This is a genomic window from Allorhizobium ampelinum S4, from assembly GCF_000016285.1.
GTDB classification, from domain to species: domain Bacteria; phylum Pseudomonadota; class Alphaproteobacteria; order Rhizobiales; family Rhizobiaceae; genus Allorhizobium; species Allorhizobium ampelinum.
Genome location: NC_011989.1, coordinates 2,607,431 through 2,626,200 on the forward strand (window position 1 = coordinate 2,607,431; position 18,770 = coordinate 2,626,200).

The 18,770-nt window shown below is 57.8% G+C and carries 21 protein-coding genes; 12 read left to right on the forward strand and 9 right to left on the reverse strand.

All coding sequences use genetic code 11. The features are described 5' to 3' along the window. Window positions 1–23 precede the first annotated feature (23 nt). From AVI_RS12400 to AVI_RS12410, 3 genes are all read left to right on the forward strand, one after another. Window positions 24–920, forward strand: a complete 897-nt coding sequence (locus AVI_RS12400; protein ID WP_041698126.1) for a LysR family transcriptional regulator VtlR — start codon at window positions 24–26, stop codon at window positions 918–920. Between the two features lie 561 nt (window positions 921–1,481). Further along, window positions 1,482–1,808: an ArsR/SmtB family transcription factor gene (locus AVI_RS12405; RefSeq protein WP_049777305.1), complete on the forward strand. Its 327-nt coding sequence runs from the start codon at window positions 1,482–1,484 to the stop codon at window positions 1,806–1,808. Window positions 1,809–1,853: 45 nt separating this feature from the next. Further along, window positions 1,854–2,969: an alkene reductase gene (locus tag AVI_RS12410; protein WP_015916673.1), complete on the forward strand. Its 1,116-nt coding sequence runs from the start codon at window positions 1,854–1,856 to the stop codon at window positions 2,967–2,969. A 50-nt stretch (window positions 2,970–3,019) separates the two neighbouring features. On the opposite strand, the gene AVI_RS12415 is transcribed toward AVI_RS12410, so the two are convergent. After that, window positions 3,020–4,093 (reverse strand): NAD-dependent epimerase/dehydratase family protein, encoded by a 1,074-nt coding sequence (locus AVI_RS12415; protein ID WP_049777306.1) that lies wholly within the window; start codon window positions 4,091–4,093, stop codon window positions 3,020–3,022. A gap of 98 nt (window positions 4,094–4,191) precedes the next feature. Here AVI_RS12415 and AVI_RS12420 point away from each other — a divergent pair, with 98 nt between their 5' ends. Beyond that, window positions 4,192–5,094, forward strand: coding sequence for a LysR family transcriptional regulator (locus AVI_RS12420; protein WP_015916675.1), 903 nt, complete (start codon window positions 4,192–4,194; stop codon window positions 5,092–5,094). 92 nt (window positions 5,095–5,186) lie between these two features. On the opposite strand, the gene AVI_RS12425 is transcribed toward AVI_RS12420, so the two are convergent. Then, window positions 5,187–5,450 (reverse strand): DUF2188 domain-containing protein, encoded by a 264-nt coding sequence (locus tag AVI_RS12425; RefSeq protein WP_015916676.1) that lies wholly within the window; start codon window positions 5,448–5,450, stop codon window positions 5,187–5,189. A gap of 367 nt (window positions 5,451–5,817) precedes the next feature. On the opposite strand from AVI_RS12425, the gene AVI_RS12430 reads away from it, so the two are divergent. Together AVI_RS12430 and AVI_RS12435 are read left to right on the forward strand one after the other, a co-directional pair. Then, window positions 5,818–6,966 carry a calcium:cation antiporter gene (locus AVI_RS12430; protein ID WP_156555251.1) on the forward strand — a complete coding sequence of 383 codons (1,149 nt, stop codon included), beginning with the start codon at window positions 5,818–5,820 and terminating at the stop codon, window positions 6,964–6,966. A 171-nt stretch (window positions 6,967–7,137) separates the two neighbouring features. Beyond that, window positions 7,138–8,370, forward strand: a complete 1,233-nt coding sequence (locus AVI_RS12435) for an OpgC family protein (RefSeq protein ID WP_049777213.1) — start codon at window positions 7,138–7,140, stop codon at window positions 8,368–8,370. An 80-nt stretch (window positions 8,371–8,450) separates the two neighbouring features. On the opposite strand, the gene AVI_RS12440 is transcribed toward AVI_RS12435, so the two are convergent. Beyond that, window positions 8,451–9,653, reverse strand: coding sequence for a pyridoxal phosphate-dependent aminotransferase (locus AVI_RS12440; RefSeq protein WP_015916679.1), 1,203 nt, complete (start codon window positions 9,651–9,653; stop codon window positions 8,451–8,453). 329 nt (window positions 9,654–9,982) lie between these two features. Between AVI_RS12440 and AVI_RS12445 the strand changes: the two genes are divergently transcribed. From AVI_RS12445 to AVI_RS12455, 3 genes are all read left to right on the forward strand, one after another. Beyond that, window positions 9,983–10,405, forward strand: a complete 423-nt coding sequence (locus AVI_RS12445; RefSeq protein ID WP_139192294.1) for a hypothetical protein — start codon at window positions 9,983–9,985, stop codon at window positions 10,403–10,405. A 167-nt stretch (window positions 10,406–10,572) separates the two neighbouring features. Further along, entirely contained in the window at window positions 10,573–11,463 is an 891-nt protein-coding gene (locus AVI_RS12450; RefSeq protein ID WP_015916681.1) for a DMT family transporter, read from the forward strand. Between the two features lie 459 nt (window positions 11,464–11,922). Further along, the gene (locus AVI_RS12455; protein ID WP_015916682.1) at window positions 11,923–12,138 is read left to right on the forward strand and encodes a cold-shock protein; all 216 of its coding nucleotides are present in this window, start codon (window positions 11,923–11,925) and stop codon (window positions 12,136–12,138) included. Between the two features lie 78 nt (window positions 12,139–12,216). Here the strand turns inward: AVI_RS12455 and AVI_RS12460 are convergent, their stop codons facing one another. Both AVI_RS12460 and AVI_RS12465 read right to left on the reverse strand, forming a co-directional pair. After that, on the reverse strand, window positions 12,217–12,864 hold the full coding sequence (locus AVI_RS12460) for an MBL fold metallo-hydrolase (RefSeq protein WP_015916683.1): 648 nt from the start codon (window positions 12,862–12,864) through the stop codon (window positions 12,217–12,219). A gap of 172 nt (window positions 12,865–13,036) precedes the next feature. Continuing rightward, window positions 13,037–13,234 carry a hypothetical protein gene (locus AVI_RS12465; RefSeq protein ID WP_041696906.1) on the reverse strand — a complete coding sequence of 66 codons (198 nt, stop codon included), beginning with the start codon at window positions 13,232–13,234 and terminating at the stop codon, window positions 13,037–13,039. 371 nt (window positions 13,235–13,605) lie between these two features. Between AVI_RS12465 and AVI_RS12470 the strand changes: the two genes are divergently transcribed. The 3 genes from AVI_RS12470 (at window position 13,606) to AVI_RS12480 (ending at window position 16,282) form a co-directional block, all read left to right on the forward strand. Then, on the forward strand, window positions 13,606–14,070 hold the full coding sequence (locus AVI_RS12470; RefSeq protein ID WP_015916684.1) for a MarR family winged helix-turn-helix transcriptional regulator: 465 nt from the start codon (window positions 13,606–13,608) through the stop codon (window positions 14,068–14,070). Between the two features lie 5 nt (window positions 14,071–14,075). After that, window positions 14,076–14,774: a response regulator gene (locus tag AVI_RS12475; protein WP_015916685.1), complete on the forward strand. Its 699-nt coding sequence runs from the start codon at window positions 14,076–14,078 to the stop codon at window positions 14,772–14,774. Between the two features lie 128 nt (window positions 14,775–14,902). Continuing rightward, window positions 14,903–16,282: a sensor histidine kinase gene (locus tag AVI_RS12480; protein WP_080516992.1), complete on the forward strand. Its 1,380-nt coding sequence runs from the start codon at window positions 14,903–14,905 to the stop codon at window positions 16,280–16,282. Window positions 16,283–16,320: 38 nt separating this feature from the next. Here the strand turns inward: AVI_RS12480 and AVI_RS12485 are convergent, their stop codons facing one another. The 4 genes from AVI_RS12485 to AVI_RS12500 form a co-directional block, all read right to left on the reverse strand. After that, window positions 16,321–16,680 carry a tRNA-binding protein gene (locus AVI_RS12485; RefSeq protein ID WP_015916687.1) on the reverse strand — a complete coding sequence of 120 codons (360 nt, stop codon included), beginning with the start codon at window positions 16,678–16,680 and terminating at the stop codon, window positions 16,321–16,323. After that, window positions 16,677–17,498 (reverse strand): pyrroline-5-carboxylate reductase, encoded by an 822-nt coding sequence (gene proC / locus AVI_RS12490; RefSeq protein WP_015916688.1) that lies wholly within the window; start codon window positions 17,496–17,498, stop codon window positions 16,677–16,679. Before proC ends, AVI_RS12485 begins: the two co-directional genes overlap by 4 nt. Window positions 17,499–17,500: 2 nt before the next feature. Then, the gene (locus AVI_RS12495) at window positions 17,501–18,001 is read right to left on the reverse strand and encodes a type III secretion system chaperone family protein (RefSeq protein WP_015916689.1); all 501 of its coding nucleotides are present in this window, start codon (window positions 17,999–18,001) and stop codon (window positions 17,501–17,503) included. Window positions 18,002–18,485: 484 nt separating this feature from the next. Next, window positions 18,486–18,761 (reverse strand): accessory factor UbiK family protein, encoded by a 276-nt coding sequence (locus AVI_RS12500; protein WP_015916690.1) that lies wholly within the window; start codon window positions 18,759–18,761, stop codon window positions 18,486–18,488. Window positions 18,762–18,770 lie beyond the last annotated feature (9 nt).

Below are 18,770 nucleotides of genomic sequence, written 5' to 3' on the forward strand. Positions count from 1 at the left end.
GCATGATGCGAGGCAGCAGCAATATACCGCTGGATTGGGACAAATTGCGGATTTTCCACGCCGCAGCCGAAGCCGGGTCCTTTACCCATGCGGCAGATAAGCTGCATCTCTCACAATCGGCAATCAGCCGACAGGTGAGCGCGCTGGAGCAGGATGTGGGGGTGAAGCTGTTTCACCGCCACGCCCGGGGCCTCATTCTGACCGAACAGGGCGAATTGCTCTATCGCACCGCCCATGACGTGCTGCTGAAGCTGGAAACAGTGAAAATGCAGCTGACTGAGACCACCGAAAAGCCGAGCGGCAAGCTGCGCGTCACCACCACGGTCGGGCTTGGCCAGGGCTGGTTGACTGACAAGGTGCAGGAGTTCCTGCAACTTTACCCTGATATGTCGATCCAGCTGATCCTCGACAACGAGGAACTGGACGTCAACATGCGCCACGCCGATTGCGCCATCCGGTTGCGCCAGCCGCAGCAATCGGACCTGATCCAGCGCAAGCTGTTTACCGTGCATATGCATGTCTATGCCGCGCCCTCCTATATCAATCGCTATGGGGAGCCGCAGACCATCGAGGATCTCGATAACCATCGGATCATCAGCTTTGGCGAACCAGCGCCCAATTACCTGCTTGACGTTAACTGGCTGGAAGTGGCCGGGCGCTCCTCCGACAATCGCCGGATTCCCCATCTGCAAATCAACAGCCAAACCTCGATCAAGCGCGCCTGCCTGCTGGGCATAGGGGTCGCCTGCATGCCCGATTACATTGTCGGACGCGATCCGGGGCTAATTCAGTTGCCGATCAATGCCGAAGTTCCGTCCTTTGATACCTATTTCTGCTATCCGGACGAGATGAAAAATGCGGCCAAGCTAAAAGTTTTCCGCGACTTCATCGTCAGCAAGGCGCGCAACTGGAATTTCTGAATCCGTCAGATCGTCTTATGCGCATCTATGCATAGGCCTTACTGAGCAGTCGCAGCAAGGTCGCTGATCATCGTTAAATCGTTTTTCAATTGCGACGCAAATAGCAGACATGCGACATTTGCATGCCTCCTATGCACAAAAAAGCATTGTTCACTGCACAAAAAACCACCATATCGCTCATAGCTGATGCACACGGTGGCTTCCTCCCAGTTCCCACCGCACCAGCTGTTCCCCTCTGGAGGTTTTTAACCTTCACACTTTAAGGGCCCTGGAGTAATCCGGTGGCCCCTTTTTTTTGGCTTTTTTCTTTTTGGGTCCTCGTTTTTACGGGGAGCAAACTTTTGCACGCACCCTTGAAAGTTCTAAGGATTGATCTATATAATTGCATAGTTGCGGAGAAACTATCATTGGTAGTTTTTTGTAGCTGTTCCCCTCTGGAGGTTTGACGACCTTCACACTTGAAGCATCCGTTCGCGGGTGCTTTTTTTTGGCCGCTCCAAAAACAGAGGTCACCTCTCTTGATATCGGATTTTTACGATCCATATATCGTTCATGGACGATATGAATTCTGACACGCTGGAAGATCTTGGCAAGCCGGACATGGATGACGCGCTGAAAGCGCTGTCGCATCCTGTTCGGCGTGAGATCTTGCAATGGCTGCGCGAACCGGAAAAGCATTTCAGCGATCAGGCTCATCCGCTGGAAATGGGCATTTGCGCGGGGCAGTTCGAGCGCTGCGGCCTGTCGCAATCCACCGTATCGGCCCATCTCGCGAGCCTTCACAAGGCCGGACTGATCACCTCACACAAGGTCGGACAATGGATTTTCTACAAGCGGGACGAGGCAGCCATTGCTGCTTTTCTATCCCGGCTATCGTTGGAACTCTGACCTCCCCCATCACACTCTCATCATGACCCTCAGAAGGACATTTCAATGGCCACTCTTTTCGACCCCTTGCAAGTTGGCGATATCGCCGTTGCAAACCGCATCGCCATGGCGCCACTGACGCGCAACCGCTCTCCCAATGCCGTTCCAAAGCCAATCACCGCCACCTATTACCAGCAGCGCGCCACCGCCGGTCTGCTGATCACCGAAGCCACGGCTATTTCTCATCAGGGCCAGGGTTATGCCGATGTTCCGGGTCTCTACACGCCTGAAGCCCTTGAAGGCTGGAAGGCCGTCACCAAGGCGGTGCATGAGGCGGGCGGCAAGATCGTCACCCAGCTCTGGCATGTCGGTCGCATTTCCCATACGTCGCTTCAGCCAAATGGCGGCAAGCCGGTTGCACCTTCGGCGATCACCGCCAAGGGCAAGACCTATGTGATCAATCCGGATGGCAGCGGTGCGTTTGTCGACACTTCCGAGCCCCGCGCCTTGGAACTCTCGGAAATCCCCGGCCTGATCGAGGATTACCGCAAGGCCGCGCGCGCCGCCATTGATGCCGGTTTTGACGGCGTCGAAATCCATGCCGCCAACGGTTATCTGCTGGAACAGTTCATGCGGCTGAGCAGCAATCAGCGCAGCGATGCCTATGGCGGTTCGATTGAAAACCGTATCCGCCTGACGATTGAGGTCGTCCAGGCCGTGACCCGCGAAATCGGCAGCGGCCGCACCGGCATCCGCCTTTCGCCAGTCACGCCCGCCAATGACGTTTCAGATCCCGATCCGCAATCGGTCTATACCACGCTGGTGGAAAAGCTGGCGGCCTTCGATCTGGCCTACATTCACGTGATCGAGGGTGCGACCGGCGGCCCGCGTGATTTCAGCCAGGGCGACAAGCCCTTCGACTGGGATGCCTTCAAGGGCGCCTACAGCAATGCGGGCGGCAAGGCCGTCTGGATCGGCAATAACGGCTATGACCGGCAGATGGCCATGGATGCCATTGCGTCAGGCAAGGTCGACATGGTCGCCTTCGGCAAGCCCTTCATCGCCAACCCGGATCTGGTGCGTCGCCTGAAGGAAGATGCACCATTGAACGAAGCCGACCAGAGCACATTCTACGGCGGCGGAGAAAAGGGCTATATCGACTATCCGACACTCGACGACTGATCGTAGACCTTAATATAGACCCCGCCGCCATCCGGCGGGGTCTTTTTGCATTATTGCGGCGCGGTTTCAGATGCCATCGAACGGCTTCCGTCAGGGTGAACCGCAGAGGTTTGCAAGCACTTCAGGCTCTTCAAGGTCGTCGCAACCGCCACGTCCAGCCTCGTCCTAGGCTCCTCCCCAAGCACCTCGACAAGACGACGATTATCCAGCGCAATGGGTTCGCGCCACAGGTAGCGCATTTCCAGCAATTCCCTGAACACCGGCAGGATGGGTGACAACAGCGGCACCATCCACCAGGCAAAGCGCTTGAACCGGACAGAATCGCTGCCACTTACCCGCTGGATCGCCTGTGCCATGGCATATCCGTCCGTATCGACATGGCCCTGCATGTGAAAACGGGCGAAGGCTGGCATATCAGGCACGCGTTCCAGTAGCCGGATAAAGGTTTCCGCGACATCAGGCAGATAGGCCCAGCTATGGCTGACGCCCGGCTTGCCCGGCAGGTTAACCTGGGTCACGGGCTTGCCGGGGGTAATCAGCCCTTGAGCAAACCAATTATTTCCCGCCTCAGGCCCGAAGAAATCACCAGCCCGGACAAGAATGACCCGCACCCCCTCGCCTGCCGCCTGTTCCAGCCGCCGCTCCAACTCTACCCGGATCTCGCCCTTGACCGTCCGCGGATGTTGCGGGCTCTCCTCATTGAGCAGCGGGAAGGCATCCGGGCCATAATTATAGATCGTCCCCGGCATCAGGATACAGGCACCGCTGGCACGGGCGGCGGCAATAGTGTTGTCTATCATCGGCAGCACCAGTGTCCCCCAGTTGCGATAGCCGGGCGGATTGACGCCATGCAGGATAACTGAGGCGTCTTTGGCCGCGTAGATGACATCGTCGCGGTTCATCGCATCGCCCTGCACCCATTCCAGTACTGGCTCCAGTGCTGGCTGCCGTTCTTTCTGTTTTGCAGCCATTCGGGCCGCATCGCGATGCAAAGCCCGCACATGGTATCCCCGACCGGCCAGCGCCCGTGCGACGGCACCCCCGACACCTCCCGTTGCACCGAGCACGAGGGCAATCGGGCCAGGCTGCGGAATGAAACCCGTGATATCGTCGATCTCTGTCATAGCAATCTCCAGGCTTGTGCTGTTTCGATTGCCGATCATCCCTCATGACTGATGTATTCGAAATTGTATATTTTCTTATCCATGCTATACAAAAATGCATGAACGCAGATCAACTGAGTTGGGATCTCTACCGCAGTCTTCTCGCCGTAATCACGGAGGGTTCGCTGTCTGGCGCAGCGCGTCAGCTCGGCCTGACCCAGCCGACAGTCGGTCGCCATATCGAGATGCTGGAGCAGGCTTTTGGCACGCCCTTGTTTGTGCGCAGCCAGCGCGGCTTGCTGCCAACGGAAACCGCCCTCGCCATGCGCGGCCACGCTGCCCTGATGGCGGCCACCAGCACATCGCTGGCGCGCATCGCAGCCGGGGAGCAGGGAGAGGCAGGAGAATTGCGCGGACCGGTGCGGATCAGCGCCAGCGAAATGATCGCCGTGGAAGTGCTTCCCCCAATTTTCACCCCCTTACAGGAGCAGTTTCCCGGGCTGGAAATCGAGCTATCGGCCACTGACCAGATGGAGGATCTGCTCCACCGAGAAGTGGATATTGCCGTGCGTATGGTCGCGCCGACCCAGCTTGCTCTGATTAGCCGCCATATCGGGGCGATTGGCATCGGCTTTTATGCCCATCGGCGCTATCTCGAGCGTCATGGTACGCCATCAAGTCTGGCGCAGCTCGCCGAGCATCGCCTCATCGGTTTCGACCGGCAATTGGCCTATATCAGGGACCTGCTGAGAACCCGCCCGGATCTGGATGCCCTGCATTTTCAGTTCCGCAGCGACAGCAATCTGGCACAATTTGCAGCCATCCGCGCCGGATTGGGGATCGGCATGTGTCAGCCCGGCCTCGCCCGCCGCCATGCGGATCTCATCGAAGTCCTGCCCGGAACCCTCGATATCGCGCTCGACACATTCGTGGTCATGCATGAGGACCTGAAGCTCAGCCGCCGCTGCCGGACGGTGTTCGACGCCGTGGTAGAGGGATTATTGGCCTATCTGCGCGAATGACGTTGACCGCTCAATGCAGTCCTGGTTCGCAAGCGAACCTGGATTGCGTAACCTGTTAAGCCAGTGCGGGCCGTTCAGGCGGTACAGGCCGTTCAGGCGGTGCGGGATTGGTCGTAGTGGTCAAGGATTTCCACCTCGGGCCGATCATCGCCATTGCTCATTTCTGCCCGCCACTTGCCGCTCTCATCCTGATAGACGATCCGCACCGGCTCATCGGCCTGGGCGATTTCCTGCATGACGATCCGCGCCGCTTCCAATGCCTGGTCATGGCTGTCGAAGCGTTCGGAATAGGCACCATTCAGCCGATAGGCCCAGCCTTCATCATGCGGAACGATTTCATAGGTAACCTTGACCATGATGTATCTTCTCCCTGTGCAATGAATGAGCTCCCTGTCCCGTAACATCAAGGCTCGAAGATGCTACCGCATCCTCACCTTGAAGGCGTTTCGAATATCTCAAATGCGTCAAAGGCTTGAGATATTCGAAAAAGGAACACCAACGGCCATTTTCAATGCCGTTGGTGTAACTATCGCATCTTGAGGACGGAACTGCAAATTGCCTCGGCACGTTGCAGGTGCGAAAGAGAATGGACGCACCGCAATAGCGAATCGCTTTACGGAAATCCCATATTTATCCCCTGAGTGGCCCTTGCTTGCCGCAATACCTTACTAGAATGACAAATGCCGCGCCTGCGGTTTCAAAGGATGAAGAGACGTGACAGTTTTGCTCCGGGAAAAGTCCCTGCTGATCCCCATCGCCTTGGCGATCGCCGTGTTCTTCCTCGAACATTCCCTGATCGAGGCCGGGCCAACCATCAGCCTCATCGCTGCCGCAGTGTTGATTGGCGGCATATTGGTAGCCTCGATCCGAGTCGCGCATCACGCGGAAATCCTGGCTCGCCGGGTTGGCGACCCCTATGGCACAATGATTCTCACCCTGTCAGCCGTGGCCGTGGAAGTGCTGATCCTTGCCATCATGATGCAGGGCGAAAGCTCACCTACCCTGGTGCGCGACACGATCTATTCGGCTGTCATGCTGGATATCAACGGTATTCTGGGCCTTGCCGCCCTGCTGGGCGGGCTGAAACACGGCGAACAGCCCTATAATGACGATAGTGGCAAGACCTATGGCGTGATGATCCTGACGGCGATGGGCATCTCGATGATCGTGCCAGAATTCATTCCCGTCGATAAATGGACCTATTATTCCACCTTCACCATCTTTGCCATGCTGGCGCTTTATGGGCTGTTCTTGCGCATGCAGGTCGGGCAGCACAGCTATTTCTTCAGTTATAGCTATACCGGCCGCGCCGCGCCCAAAACCACGAAGGTCCCATCCGCTGGCATCGACACAGGAACAAGCGCCGCAGAACCACAGCAGGCCCCGCATGAGAGCGAAGCCCATGACGAGGAAGAAGGAAGCATCGCATCCTCCATCGCTGTCATCCTGTTCGGTGTGGTGTTGATCGGCGTTCTCGCTGAATTCATGTCCGCCCTGATGACGGAGGGCCTGCGTGACACCGGCGCGCCACCAACTATCATGGCCATCGTCGTTGCCACCATTTCGGCTGCCCCCGAAATCATGACCGCCCTGAAGGCGGCTTTGCGCAACCGTATGCAGGCCACCGTCAACATCGCCATGGGGGCATCGCTGTCGACCGTTATCCTGACAGTGCCGGTCATGGAGGCCATCGCGCTTTACACCGGCCAGCCCTTCATCATGGCGATGACCCCGGTGCAGACGGTGATGGTGCTGATCACCCTTGTTGCGGCGGCCATCAACCTCAACGATGGCGAGACCAATGCCATCGAGGGCATGACCCATTTCATCCTGTTTGCCACCTTCATCATGCTGTCTGCTCTGGGCCTTTGATGGCAGCGGTTTCCGGTCAAAATCCAGTCACAAGATTTTGATGCCGGAACCTTTCTTGCAAACACTCGTTGCGGTTATGTGATCGGGTCGTTACCCGGTCCGCCGCATTGTCACCACGATGAAGGGCAAAAACCGACCTGCTGGGCAGGACGCGAACCGGGAGCCGGGACCTTGAAAAGATTAGATGTCCTAGACGGAATGCGGGGATATTTCCTCGTCTTCATGATGTTGAACCACCTGATCTTCACGGGCGGCTATCTGCTGGTAGAGGTCAATCACCGCAACCTGACATTCGTCGAGGATGCGCAGGGCTTCGTGTTCATGTCCGGCCTGCTGGTCGGCATGGTCTATGGCCGCAAGATGCTGAAAAGCGGCTATGAAGCGGGGCGCGAGCGGATCTGGGCGCGGGCGCTGGAACTTTACCGTTACGCCATGGGCATTATCCTGCTTGTGCTTGCAGCAAGGCTTGTGCTTCCCGGTGCTATAGGGATCTGGCACGACTGGCTGGGCGAAGTGTCGCTCAGCGATCCACTGCGCCTCGCCTCAATCGCCACATTCCTGTTCCAGCCGACCTATATGGATATCCTGCCGCAATATATCATATACATGGTGTTTGCGCCTGTGTTGATCTGGCTCTGCATTACCGGTCGCTGGGCCAGCGTCGCTATCGGCTCATTGGTCGTCTGGATGGCAGGCCAGCTTGGTCTGCACCGCCTGATTACCTATCCGCTGGATGCCTGGCTGGGTGCCGCCGAAAAGGAAGGCATTCGCGCCAGCTTCAACCTGCTGGGCTGGCAGATCGTATTTTTCGGCGGCCTGATTGTCGGAAGCCTGACGGCGACGGGCAATATCAACTGGAGCAAGGTGTTCAGCCCGGAAAAGACGCTGATCCCCAAGACGGCGCTTGCCATCCTCATCTTCTTCCTGCCACTGCGCATCATGACCGCCCATGGGCTGATGCCTGACGTCGTGCTGCAAAAGTTCGGCACAATGGAAGTGCGCGCCGATTTCGGCCCGGTCTATCTGCTGAATTTCGCCGCCATGGCCAGCCTGGTTGCCTGGTTGCTGATCGCTGGTCCGAAATATGACAGCGCTATCGTCCGCAAGACCGCAAGCGTGGTCAACAGTGTCTTCAGCCTCAGCTTCCTGCAATTGCTGGGCCGTCACTCCCTGCATGTCTATCTCTGGCATGTTCTGGTCGTGTTCGCTGTGCGCTATATCGACGGCCGGATCGGACCGTTCTCGGAACTGTCGAAAACCGCGATTGCCGTGTTCTGCGTGTCGCTTCTGGCTCTGCCAGCGCTTTACCGCGAACGCGACATCCATTTTGCCCCGGCCCCGCAACCAAAACCGGTTCCGGCCCCTGCCCCTGCCCCAGCAGGAAAGCAGATGCAGAATGCTTGATCGGTGCCGCCGATAGATCAATAGAAAAAGGGCGGGATGGTATCACCATCCCGCCCTTTTATGTGCTGTCTTGCTATAGCTTACTTGCAGGCGGCGCAGAAGCGCTGAATGCGCTTGCAGGCTTCTTCCAGCAGGGCTTCCGAGGTCGCGTAGGAAATGCGGAAATTCGGGCCAAGACCGAAGGCGCTGCCATGCACCACGGCCACGCCTTCGGTTTCCAGCAGTTCGGTGACGAAATCCTCATCGGTTTCCAGAACCTTGCCCGACGGCGCGGTCTTGCCCATCAGCCCCGCGCAAGACGGATAGACATAGAAAGCCCCTTCCGGCGACGGGCATACGATACCCTTGGCCTGGTTGAGCATCGAGACCACCAGATCACGGCGGCCCTCGAAGATCTTCTTGTTTTCCGGAATGAAGTCCTGGGTACCGTTCAACGCTTCCACAGCCGCCCACTGAGCGATTGAGCAAGCGCCTGATGTCTGCTGGCCCTGGATCATGTCCATCGCCTTGATCAGCGGCAGCGGGCCTGCGGCATAGCCGATCCGCCAGCCGGTCATCGCATAGGCCTTGGACACGCCGTTCATGGTCAGCGTGCGGTCATAGAGCTTCGGCTCCACTTCAGCTGGCGTGGTGAATTTGAAGTCACCATAGACCAGGTGCTCATACATGTCGTCGGTCAGCACCCAGACCTGCTCGTGGCGCAACAGCACATCGGTCAGTGCCTTCAGCTCGGCCTCGGTATAGGCAGCACCTGAGGGGTTGGACGGCGAGTTGAACAGAAACCACTTGGTCTTCGGCGTGATGGCCTTTTCGAGATCTTCAGCCGTCAGCTTGAAGTTATTCTCCTGCGTGGTGGCAACGAAGACAGGCATGCCGCCGCACAGCGCCACCATTTCCGGATAGGAGACCCAGTAAGGCGTCGGAATGATCACTTCATCGCCGGCGTTCAGCGTCGCCATGAAGGCGTTGAATAGGATCTGCTTGCCACCGGTGCCGACAATCGTCTGCTCCGGCTTGTAGTCCAGATTGTTCTCGCGCTTGTACTTGTCGGCAATCGCCTTGCGCAACTCCGGAATACCTGAGATCGGCGTGTACTTGGTCTCGCCGCGATGGATGGCGTCGATGGCGGCCTGCTTGATGTTGTCGGGCGTATCGAAGTCCGGTTCGCCCGCGCCAAGGCCGATCACGTCACGGCCTTTCGCTTTCAGTTCACGAGCTTTCTGCGACACGGCAATGGTGGCGGAAGGCTTAACACGGGAAAGGGCGTCGGCAAGAAAAGCCATGAAATTATCCTGAAGCTGTTGATCGATTGCAAACCTTGGTTTGCCCAAGGCTTCAGGTTACAGCTGTATGACAATTCTGCCTGCCCGGATCAAGCGGAAACGGCCAGTGCCGATGCTTTTCTTGTCACCGTGACAGGAGCGCCCAAAAACCACCGCCAAGGATGCTGGCCAGGACGACGGAAAGCGCCGTTAACCGGTCGGAATGGCCAAATGTTAACGCGCCACAATATCGCCTCAATTTTTGCAGTGCAGTGCCGCAATTCGGTCCCTTTGCCGACGATTTCGACCGGCTTTTATCATCCTGCGGTTGGGCAGAAGGAAGCGGCGAGATGAGACGGAACAGGACGGAAAATACCCCCTCTAAACCCTGGGATTTTAGCCGGAAAACCATGTTCGCGGCCTGGATTGCGCTGGCGGCTTTGACCCTGCCGACCGCATGGGTTTCGGCGGCCCCCGCAAGCGGGCAACCGGCCCCTTCAGTGGCGGCAAGCACGACGCCCGGCCAACCATCCGTCGATACGATGGAAACCGGCAGCATTGCCCTGCCGATCGCCCAGAAAGATCTGCTGACCAATACACTTGCCCGCAACAACGGCGTCGACCGAGCCGTCGCTGGCACCGTCTCCTCCGTGCATGTCCCGGGCTATCTCTCGGTATTGGCCGACCGCCGCGTTCTTGCCCTGCTCAGCCTGTTCGGTCTGCTGGTCGTCTGGCTTAACCGGGCACCGCCAAAAAACAATCAGGATCTGTAGATCGTTTCCGCAGGGAAGTTTCGTATTTTTTGAAACACCTGAAAACAACCCTGGGATGGTCCAAAACAGCCATCGCTGTTCTTGCGGCCATTGATGACGCCTGATAGAGGCACCGCATTGCCTGCGTAGCCAAAATACCAGCCGCAGGGCAGGATCAGGATGTTTCAGTGACCCGTATTCAGGCCAATCTCCTTCTTCTTCTGGCTGCCGCCATCTGGGGCGGTGGGTTCGTGGCGCAGTCCACCGCCATGGATCATCTGGGCGCCAACTGGTTCAACGCCCTGCGATTTGGCATTGCAACAATTGTCCTGCTGCCTTTTGCCGTGCTCGAAAGCCGGCGTGCCCGAGACAGATTGTCGGTGGGTGACGTGAGGATGTTCGTCATTATCGGCGTCCTGCTGTTTGCCGCCCAGACCGCCCAGCAATTTGGCCTGAAAACAACCACCGTGACCAATGCCAGTTTTCTCACCGGTCTCTATGTGGTGATCGTGCCGGTCATGGCAGTGGTGTTTCTTCGGCACCGGCCCCATTGGATCATCTGGCCAGCGGCTTTGGCCGCCCTGCTCGGCATCCTGCTGCTCAGCGGCGGCAGCCTGTCAGCCCTGAGTACAGGCGACGGCCTGACCATCCTGTGCGCCGGGTTTTTCGCGGTGCAAATCCTGCTGACGGGCCGGATTATCCAGACCCTGTCGCGGCCCTTGGCGCTTGCCGCCATCCAGTTTGCCGTTACCGCCCTGCTCTGCACGCTCGCCGCCCTCAGCCTGGAGCCGATCAGCCTTGCCGATATCGAGAATTCGATGACGCAGATCCTTTATGGCGGCCTGCTGTCGAGCGGATTGGCCTTCAGCCTGCAAATCATCGGCCAGCGCTACACATCCTCGTCTCAGGCGGCGATTTTCATGTCGTCGGAGGCGCTGTTTGGTGCGCTCCTGGGCGCTGTCATCCTGCATGAATCCTTGGCGCCAATCGGCTATCTCGGCTGTGCCCTGATGTTTCTCGCCATGCTGGCGGTGGAAATCGTGCCCGAATGGGGCAAACAGCGCATTGTCCGGCAATAAATTTTAAGTCACGCCTTATTTTACAACTTTGAAAAACTTTACCGCTGCAACCGGCATATTGAGGATGAATTACATCGTCCACGATGCAGTTTCCGCAATTTTCGGCGAAATCAGCACAGATTTGGCCCGGAAAGGCACGAATTGCTCCGGCTTGAACCATGCCAGATCATAGATTGGTAAAAAAACTTTTGCTTGCCAATTTCCCACAAACCAAGCACTCTTGAAGGGTTCGGGCAATTTAAAGGCGCGGAAAGATCTAAATTTCGACTGGCACCGGAGACGCAGAAGTTCCGGGCATCCATAAGGGGATACGACTGGCGTCGTTCACAGCTTGTGGCTGCGGTAACAGGGACCTTTCCTCACAATTTAAACTTGCTCGCCTAGACCCCTGCCTCGACCCTGGGCGGGATTGAGCAATGCTGTCCGCCGATCCCGGACAGAGACAAAAGGACCTGACGCATGGCCGAAACTGGCATTGTAAAATTCTTCAACAACGACAAAGGCTTCGGCTTTATCAAGCCGGACAATGGCGGTGCGGATATTTTCGTCCACATCTCCGCCGTTCAGGCTTCCGGTCTGAACGGATTGAGTGAAAATCAAAAAGTAAGCTTCGATACGGAACCGGACCGCCGCGGCAAGGGACCAAAGGCCGTCAATCTGCAAATCGCAGGCTGAGACCCTCGTTCACACATTTCATTTCGCCCAGCGGCCCGGCAAGTTTTGCCGGGTTTTTTCTACCCTTCAAAGACCCTTTCAAAGGCCTTTCAGAAACGGATTGCTGCGGCGCTCGTCGCCGATCCGACTGCCGGGGCCATGACCGCAAATGAAGCCAACATCGTCTCCCAGCGGCAAGACCTTATCGCGGATCGATGCCAGCAATTGCTGAGGATTACCGCCCGGCAGATCTGTGCGTCCGATAGAACCGTTAAACAGCACATCGCCCAGATGGGCGAAATTCTGGACGCGATTGAAAAACACCACATGGCCAGGTGCATGGCCGGGGCAATGCAGCACCTCGAATTCATGACCGGAAAAGCCAACGACGTCGCCTTCTTCCAGAAAGCGGTCGGGCGTCACATTGCGCAGCTTGATGGGAAGATTGAAGCGGGCGCTCTGCCCTTCCAGCGCGTCCAGCAAAGGCTTATCGTCGCGATGCGGGCCTATGATCTGGATGCCGAGCGCGTCCTTGAGGTCTTCGGCGCCACCAGCATGATCGAGATGGCCGTGGGTCAGCCAGATCTCCTTCAGGGTAATGCCGTTTTCCTGCACCATGCGCAGGATTTCCTCGACATCGCCACCCGGATCGACCACCACGCCTTCCTTGGTCTCGCTATCGAAGAAGACTGTGCAATTCTGCTGAAATGGCGTCACGGGAATAATCCCGGCCTGAAGCTGTCCCATACCTAAACCTCTGACTATCGGCGTGCCGCGAACCAATGGCGACCTTTACAGACCATATACAGCATAGGGCTGAAAAGTGGACAGCGGTCTTGCGGAAATTCCTATAGCGGCAAAAGGCTAGAAACCTCGCATCGAGCGACGGCGACAATGCGTCTCAGACCATCGAAGAGGATCAGGGTACGGCGACCATTTCGGCTTCGGCAGAATGAAGGTTCGGCATCATTACATTGCCGACCAGAAGCGCTGCCACGGCGATTTTTAAGGTGAAAACCAGGATCATCACCGGCTTAAGGGTGTTTTCGACGGCCTGTGCGACAGGAATGTCGGACGAGAATTCCGGTACGGTCTCCGACGCGAGATTTGATGACATTGCAGTCAGCCTCTTGTTCTACCAGTGCATGAAAACGCCAAAGCATCCTCATCGCTTTGAAGGGATCGCGACTGTCTCCATCGACAATCGCCACCCCGTTCCCCATCTATTGTCCTCATAAAGCCTTGAGCGGAGCTTTGGTTGCATGGCCTTGAAAATATTTCTCAGGCAGAAAAGCCTCTTTTGACGGCATCTTTGGAAAACCGGCTTTTTTAATAGCGTTTTGATCGCACTCGTCATAGTTTTGCACCGAATTTCAAGTGCATGGACCACGCCGAAGCACCGCTCCGGCGCTATACCGGTAGAACAAGGAACTGAAACACGTGCAGAAAACGTCATCGGTGAGAACGGCGAAAAAGCAGCTGCCGGACATGCCGCATATCGACGATAAAAGCATCGATTTCGAAACGATCGAAGCCTTCTTCTTCGCCTATCGTGATTTCATTTCCGATCCGGACGAGATTCTGGCCAAGCTGGGCTATGGCCGCGCCCATCACCGGGCGGTGCATTTCGTCAACCGCCAGCCGGGCATGACAGTGGCCGACCTTCTGGGGTTGCTTCGCATCACCAAGCAGAGCCTCGCCCGGGTTCTGAAGGAATTGATCGACGAGGGCTATATTCGCCAGATGACCGGCCCCGCCGACCGGCGTCAACGCCGCCTCTATCCGACATTGGCCGGGCGCGAACTGGCGCTGGCACTGTCGGACCCGCAATCGCGCCGGATTGCCCGTGCCTTCGAAGGGTTTTCCGGCGAACAGAGACAGGCGGTTCGTACTTTTCTGGCTGCCATGCGCAGTGAGAATGGCGCGGCACCCCCGCTAGATCAGGAGCCTTGAGCAGTATGAAGCGTATTGACCTGACCGACGATGCCCCGCACCTCCTTGTTGTCGATGACGATACACGAATCCGCGATCTCTTGCATCGCTACCTGACCGAGCAGGGCTTTCGCGTCACCGTCGCTGCTGAAGCGCAGGAAGCCCGCCGCAAGCTGGCGGGCCTGGCCTATGACCTGCTAATCGTTGATGTGATGATGCCGGGCGAGAACGGCCTGTCGCTGACAAAATCGCTAAGCGGCGAGATCAATGCGCCAATCATTCTTCTGACGGCCCGCACGGAAGCCGATTCGCGCATTGCCGGGCTAGAGGCAGGTGCCGACGACTATCTTGCCAAGCCGTTCGATCCGCGTGAACTGGTGCTGCGCATCAACAACATCCTGCGGCGCAACACCAGCGCCGATACGCCGAAAATCGAACAGGTGATGTTCGGCCCCTATACATTCTCCATCCTGCGCAAGGAGCTGAAAAAGGGACCAGAGGTCATTCACCTGACCGACCGCGAGCAGGACATCATGCTGCTGTTTGCCAACCGGGCGGGTGATACCATTCCGCGTCACGAACTGGTGGGCGAGGATACCGATGTCGGTGAACGCACCATCGACGTGCAGATCAACCGCCTGCGCCGCAAGATCGAGGACGACCCGGCCAATCCGGTCTGGCTGCAAACCGTGCGCGGCATCGGTTATCGCCTCAGCCGGGATTAGAGCATCGGACCGAAAGTTAAGAACCGGTTTTCGGATGAATCCGATGCGCAAACAAAAATTTAGAGCATCGTTCTGATGCTCTAAAGGCTGCATCCGACCAGCAGCGGTCAACCATAACGGATACGACCATGACGTTCAGGCAAGCCTTCAGCCGATTGAAATACCGGCGCATTTCGTGGATCGACCTGCGCTGGTTCAGCCGCTGGCTGCGCCGCCAGTTTCCGACCGGCCTGTTTGCCCGTGCCCTGCTGATCATCATCCTGCCGATGCTGATCCTCCAGACCGTCTTGCTGTTCGTGTTCATGGAGCGCCACTGGCAGATGGTGACGCAACGCCTGTCCGCCGCCGTCACCCGTGACATTGCCACGGTGATCGTCTTGCTTGAAACCTATCCCCAGGACGCAGCCAACACGCTGAAAATTGCCAATTCCAAGCTGGGTCTGGTCGCCTCGCTGGAAAAGAACGGCGAATTGCCCGCCCCTCGCCCCAAGCCATTCTTTTCGATTCTCGATCAATTGCTCAGCGATGAATTGCGCAACCAGATCAAGCGGCCCTTCTGGATCGATACCGTCGGCGATTCGCCGTTGATCGAGATCCGTATCCAGTTGAATGGCGAGGTTCTGCGGATTTTCGCCCGGCGCAACCAGGCCTATGCCTCCAATACTCATATCTTCCTGTTGTGGATGTTCGGCACGTCGCTGGTGCTGATCGTCATCGCCACACTGTTCCTGCGCGGCCAGATCCGCCCGATCCTGTCGCTGGCCGAGGCTGCCGAAAGCTTTGGCAAGGGGCAAAAACCCGCCAAGGACTTCAGCCCACGCGGAGCCGATGAAATCCGCCGGGCAGGTCTCGCCTTCATTCTGATGCGCGAGCGGATCGAGCGGCAGATGGAACAGCGCACCGCCATGCTGACCGGCGTCAGTCACGACCTGCGCACCATCCTCACACGGTTCAAGTTGCAATTGGCGCTAGCGGGCGACAATCCCGATCTTGAACCGTTAAATGAAGATGTCGAGGCCATGCAATCCATGCTCGAAGGCTATATGGCCTTTGCCAAGGGTGAGGCCGAGGAGAATTTCGGCCCCTTCAGCCTGAAGGACATGCTGGAGAAAATCAGCGCCGATTACCGGCTGCACGGCAAGACCTTCAGCTATGTGATTGAGGGTGACGAGCAGATTCGGGTGCGTCCCAATGCCTTCTGGCGGCTGGTGGGCAATCTTGCCGCCAATGGCCGCCGCTATGCCAATACCATGCATGTCGAAGCCCGCCACGGAGCCAAATGGCTGACCATCGTCTTCGATGATGATGGTCCCGGCATTCCCGCCCAATCCCGCGACGATGTGTTCAAGCCGTTTTTCAGGCTGGATGAGGCCCGCAATCAGGATGCGTCAGGCACCGGACTTGGCCTCGCCATCGCCCGCGACATCGCCCGCAGCCATGGCGGCAATGTCACACTTGGCGACAGCCCACTGGGGGGCCTGCGCGCCACGATCCGTATTCCGGTTTAACACCGTAGGCCGGTTACGGAACGCCCGAGCGCGGCACACTACATCATTTTGCGCCCATTCGGAACGCCGCGCTCCACCGAAGCCAGCACGATGGCTCCGGCCTCATCCTCGAAACCAAGGGTGAGAACCTCGGACCGCACAGACCCGATCTGGCGCGGCGGAAAATTGACCACGCCGAGCACTTGGCGACCAACAAGGCTTTCCGGCGTATAATGTACGGTGATCTGCGCCGATGACCGCTTGATGCCGATCTCAGGGCCGAAATCAATCCGCAGCTTGTAGGCTGGCTTGCGGGCCTCAGGAAAAGGCTCTGCCTCGATGATCGTCCCGACCCGGATATCGACTTTTTCGAAATCGCCATAAGTGATCTCGTCGGAGGATTTTTCCGTCCCGCTCAAGAGGCAAGCTCCTCGGCCCGGCGTTTCGCGGCGGCTATCGCCGTGTCGAATAATGGCTGCATGCCCTGGTCAGCCATCAGCACGCCAAGGGCCGCCGCCGTGGTGCCGCCCGGCGAGGTGACATTCTTGCGCAGCGTGGCGGCATCGTCCGGGGACTGGTGCAACATTTCACCAGCCCCCGCGACGGTTTCCCGTGCGAGACGCATGGCGAGGTCCGCTGGCAGACCAGCTTTACGGCCTGCCTCAGCCATGCACTCGACGAGATAAAACACATAGGCCGGACCGCTGCCCGAAACGGCGGTGACCGCGTCGATATCGCTTTCGCTAGCAACCCACTCCACTGGACCGGAAACGGCCAAAAGCGCCGTCACCCGAGCCCGCTGATCTTCACTGACCTCGCTATTGGCATAAGCGCCGGTCACGCCACGTCCGACCATGGCAGGCGTATTGGGCATGGCGCGGACCATGGCCGCAACCCCCAAATGGGTTTCCATGAAAGACAGGGTCTTTCCGGCAGCCACGGACACCACAACCGTATCGGCATCGACCAGGGGCTTGAGCGGCGCAAGCACCGCTTCCATCACTTGCGGCTTGACGGCCAGAAACAGCAGACCAGCCACGAGATCGCCCGGCGCCTGCGTGACATGGCGCACGCCAGCCTGGGCAAACCGGTCCTTGGCGGCATCACTCGCGCCGGGATCAATAACGATCACCGAGGCCGGATCAACGCCATTCTTCAGCCAGCCTGACAGCATGGCACCGCCCATATTGCCGGCGCCGACAAGAACGATCGGACCCGAGGTCTGCGAACTGGCCATGCTCAGGCCTCGCCAACCGTGGTGAACAGCACCGCATCCATCGCCGATTTGGCGTCGAGCCCCGACCAGACGACGAACTGGAACGCCTGAAAATAGGTCTCGCAGGCCTCGACCGCGCTGGACAGCAGCACTTCAACCTGCTGATTGGTCGGCTCGGCACCGCCCGCCAGGATGAGCGACTGACGGAAAATCACCACGTCTTCCTGTCGCCACAGATCGAAATGGCCCATCAGCACCTGACCATTGATATGAGACAGAAGCCGGATGATCTCGTTGACCCTGGGTTCGGGAACCCTGATATCGAAGGCGCAGGCCAGATGCAGCGCCTCGCATTCCTCCATCCAGGAGAAGGACACGTGATAGGCAGCCCAGCGGCCATCCACGGTCATGGCGATTTCATCTTCGCCGGACCGCTCGAAAGACCAGTCATTATTGGAGGCCACATACTCGATCGTATCGACCGGGTTGGACTGACGTTCAAATTGAAATTCCATTAGGCTCATGCCGCACCTTCTAAACCGGGAATGCCCTTGTGACGACGACACGCTGACACCATCGACACACCACAACGCACTGACCGGAAATACGCTTCGAATGACACCCGATAGCCCCAGAATGCTTGCGGCACCCTGCCCGAAACTGGTCGGGTTCGTTTCGAATCATCATTTAAAATCAGTGTATAGCGGGCACTGCCCCAAACCAGCCCCTCCCCGCCGATTTCACGAGCGTCACTGTGGACAGCGCGTGTATCAACACCCAGGTCCAAGGGCTTAACTGACTCATGGAATTGCCTTTTTTGAAACAATCCACATGTGGAAAAAAATAGTAAGCAATCATTAACCACAACACCCCGCCGAGGCTGGATTGGCTCCAGACGCGCAATAAAAAACGGCTGCGCGTGAGCGCAACCGCTGGATAGCGTGATTGATGATTTGCAAGTCTATCTACGGGCAAACAGGCCGAAGCCTGATTGTTCCGTATATGTGATCAGTGAGTCGAATCAGGGATCGCAGTCGCGCCAGCTTGCGCTTCCAGCGCTTCGATGCGGGCCTTGAGGGCTTCGTTTTCTTCCAATGCCTTCAAGGCCATTTCGCGCACCACGTCGAATTCCTCGCGGCGCACGACGTCCAGGCTGTTCAGCCAGCGCTCGGCCTGGGCGTGCAAGGCGGTTTCCGCTTCCTTGCGCACACCCTGGGCGGCGCCCGCGGCATCGGTCATCAACTTGGCGAATTCATCCATGATACGGCTTGTTCCGGTGCTCATGATCGTGTT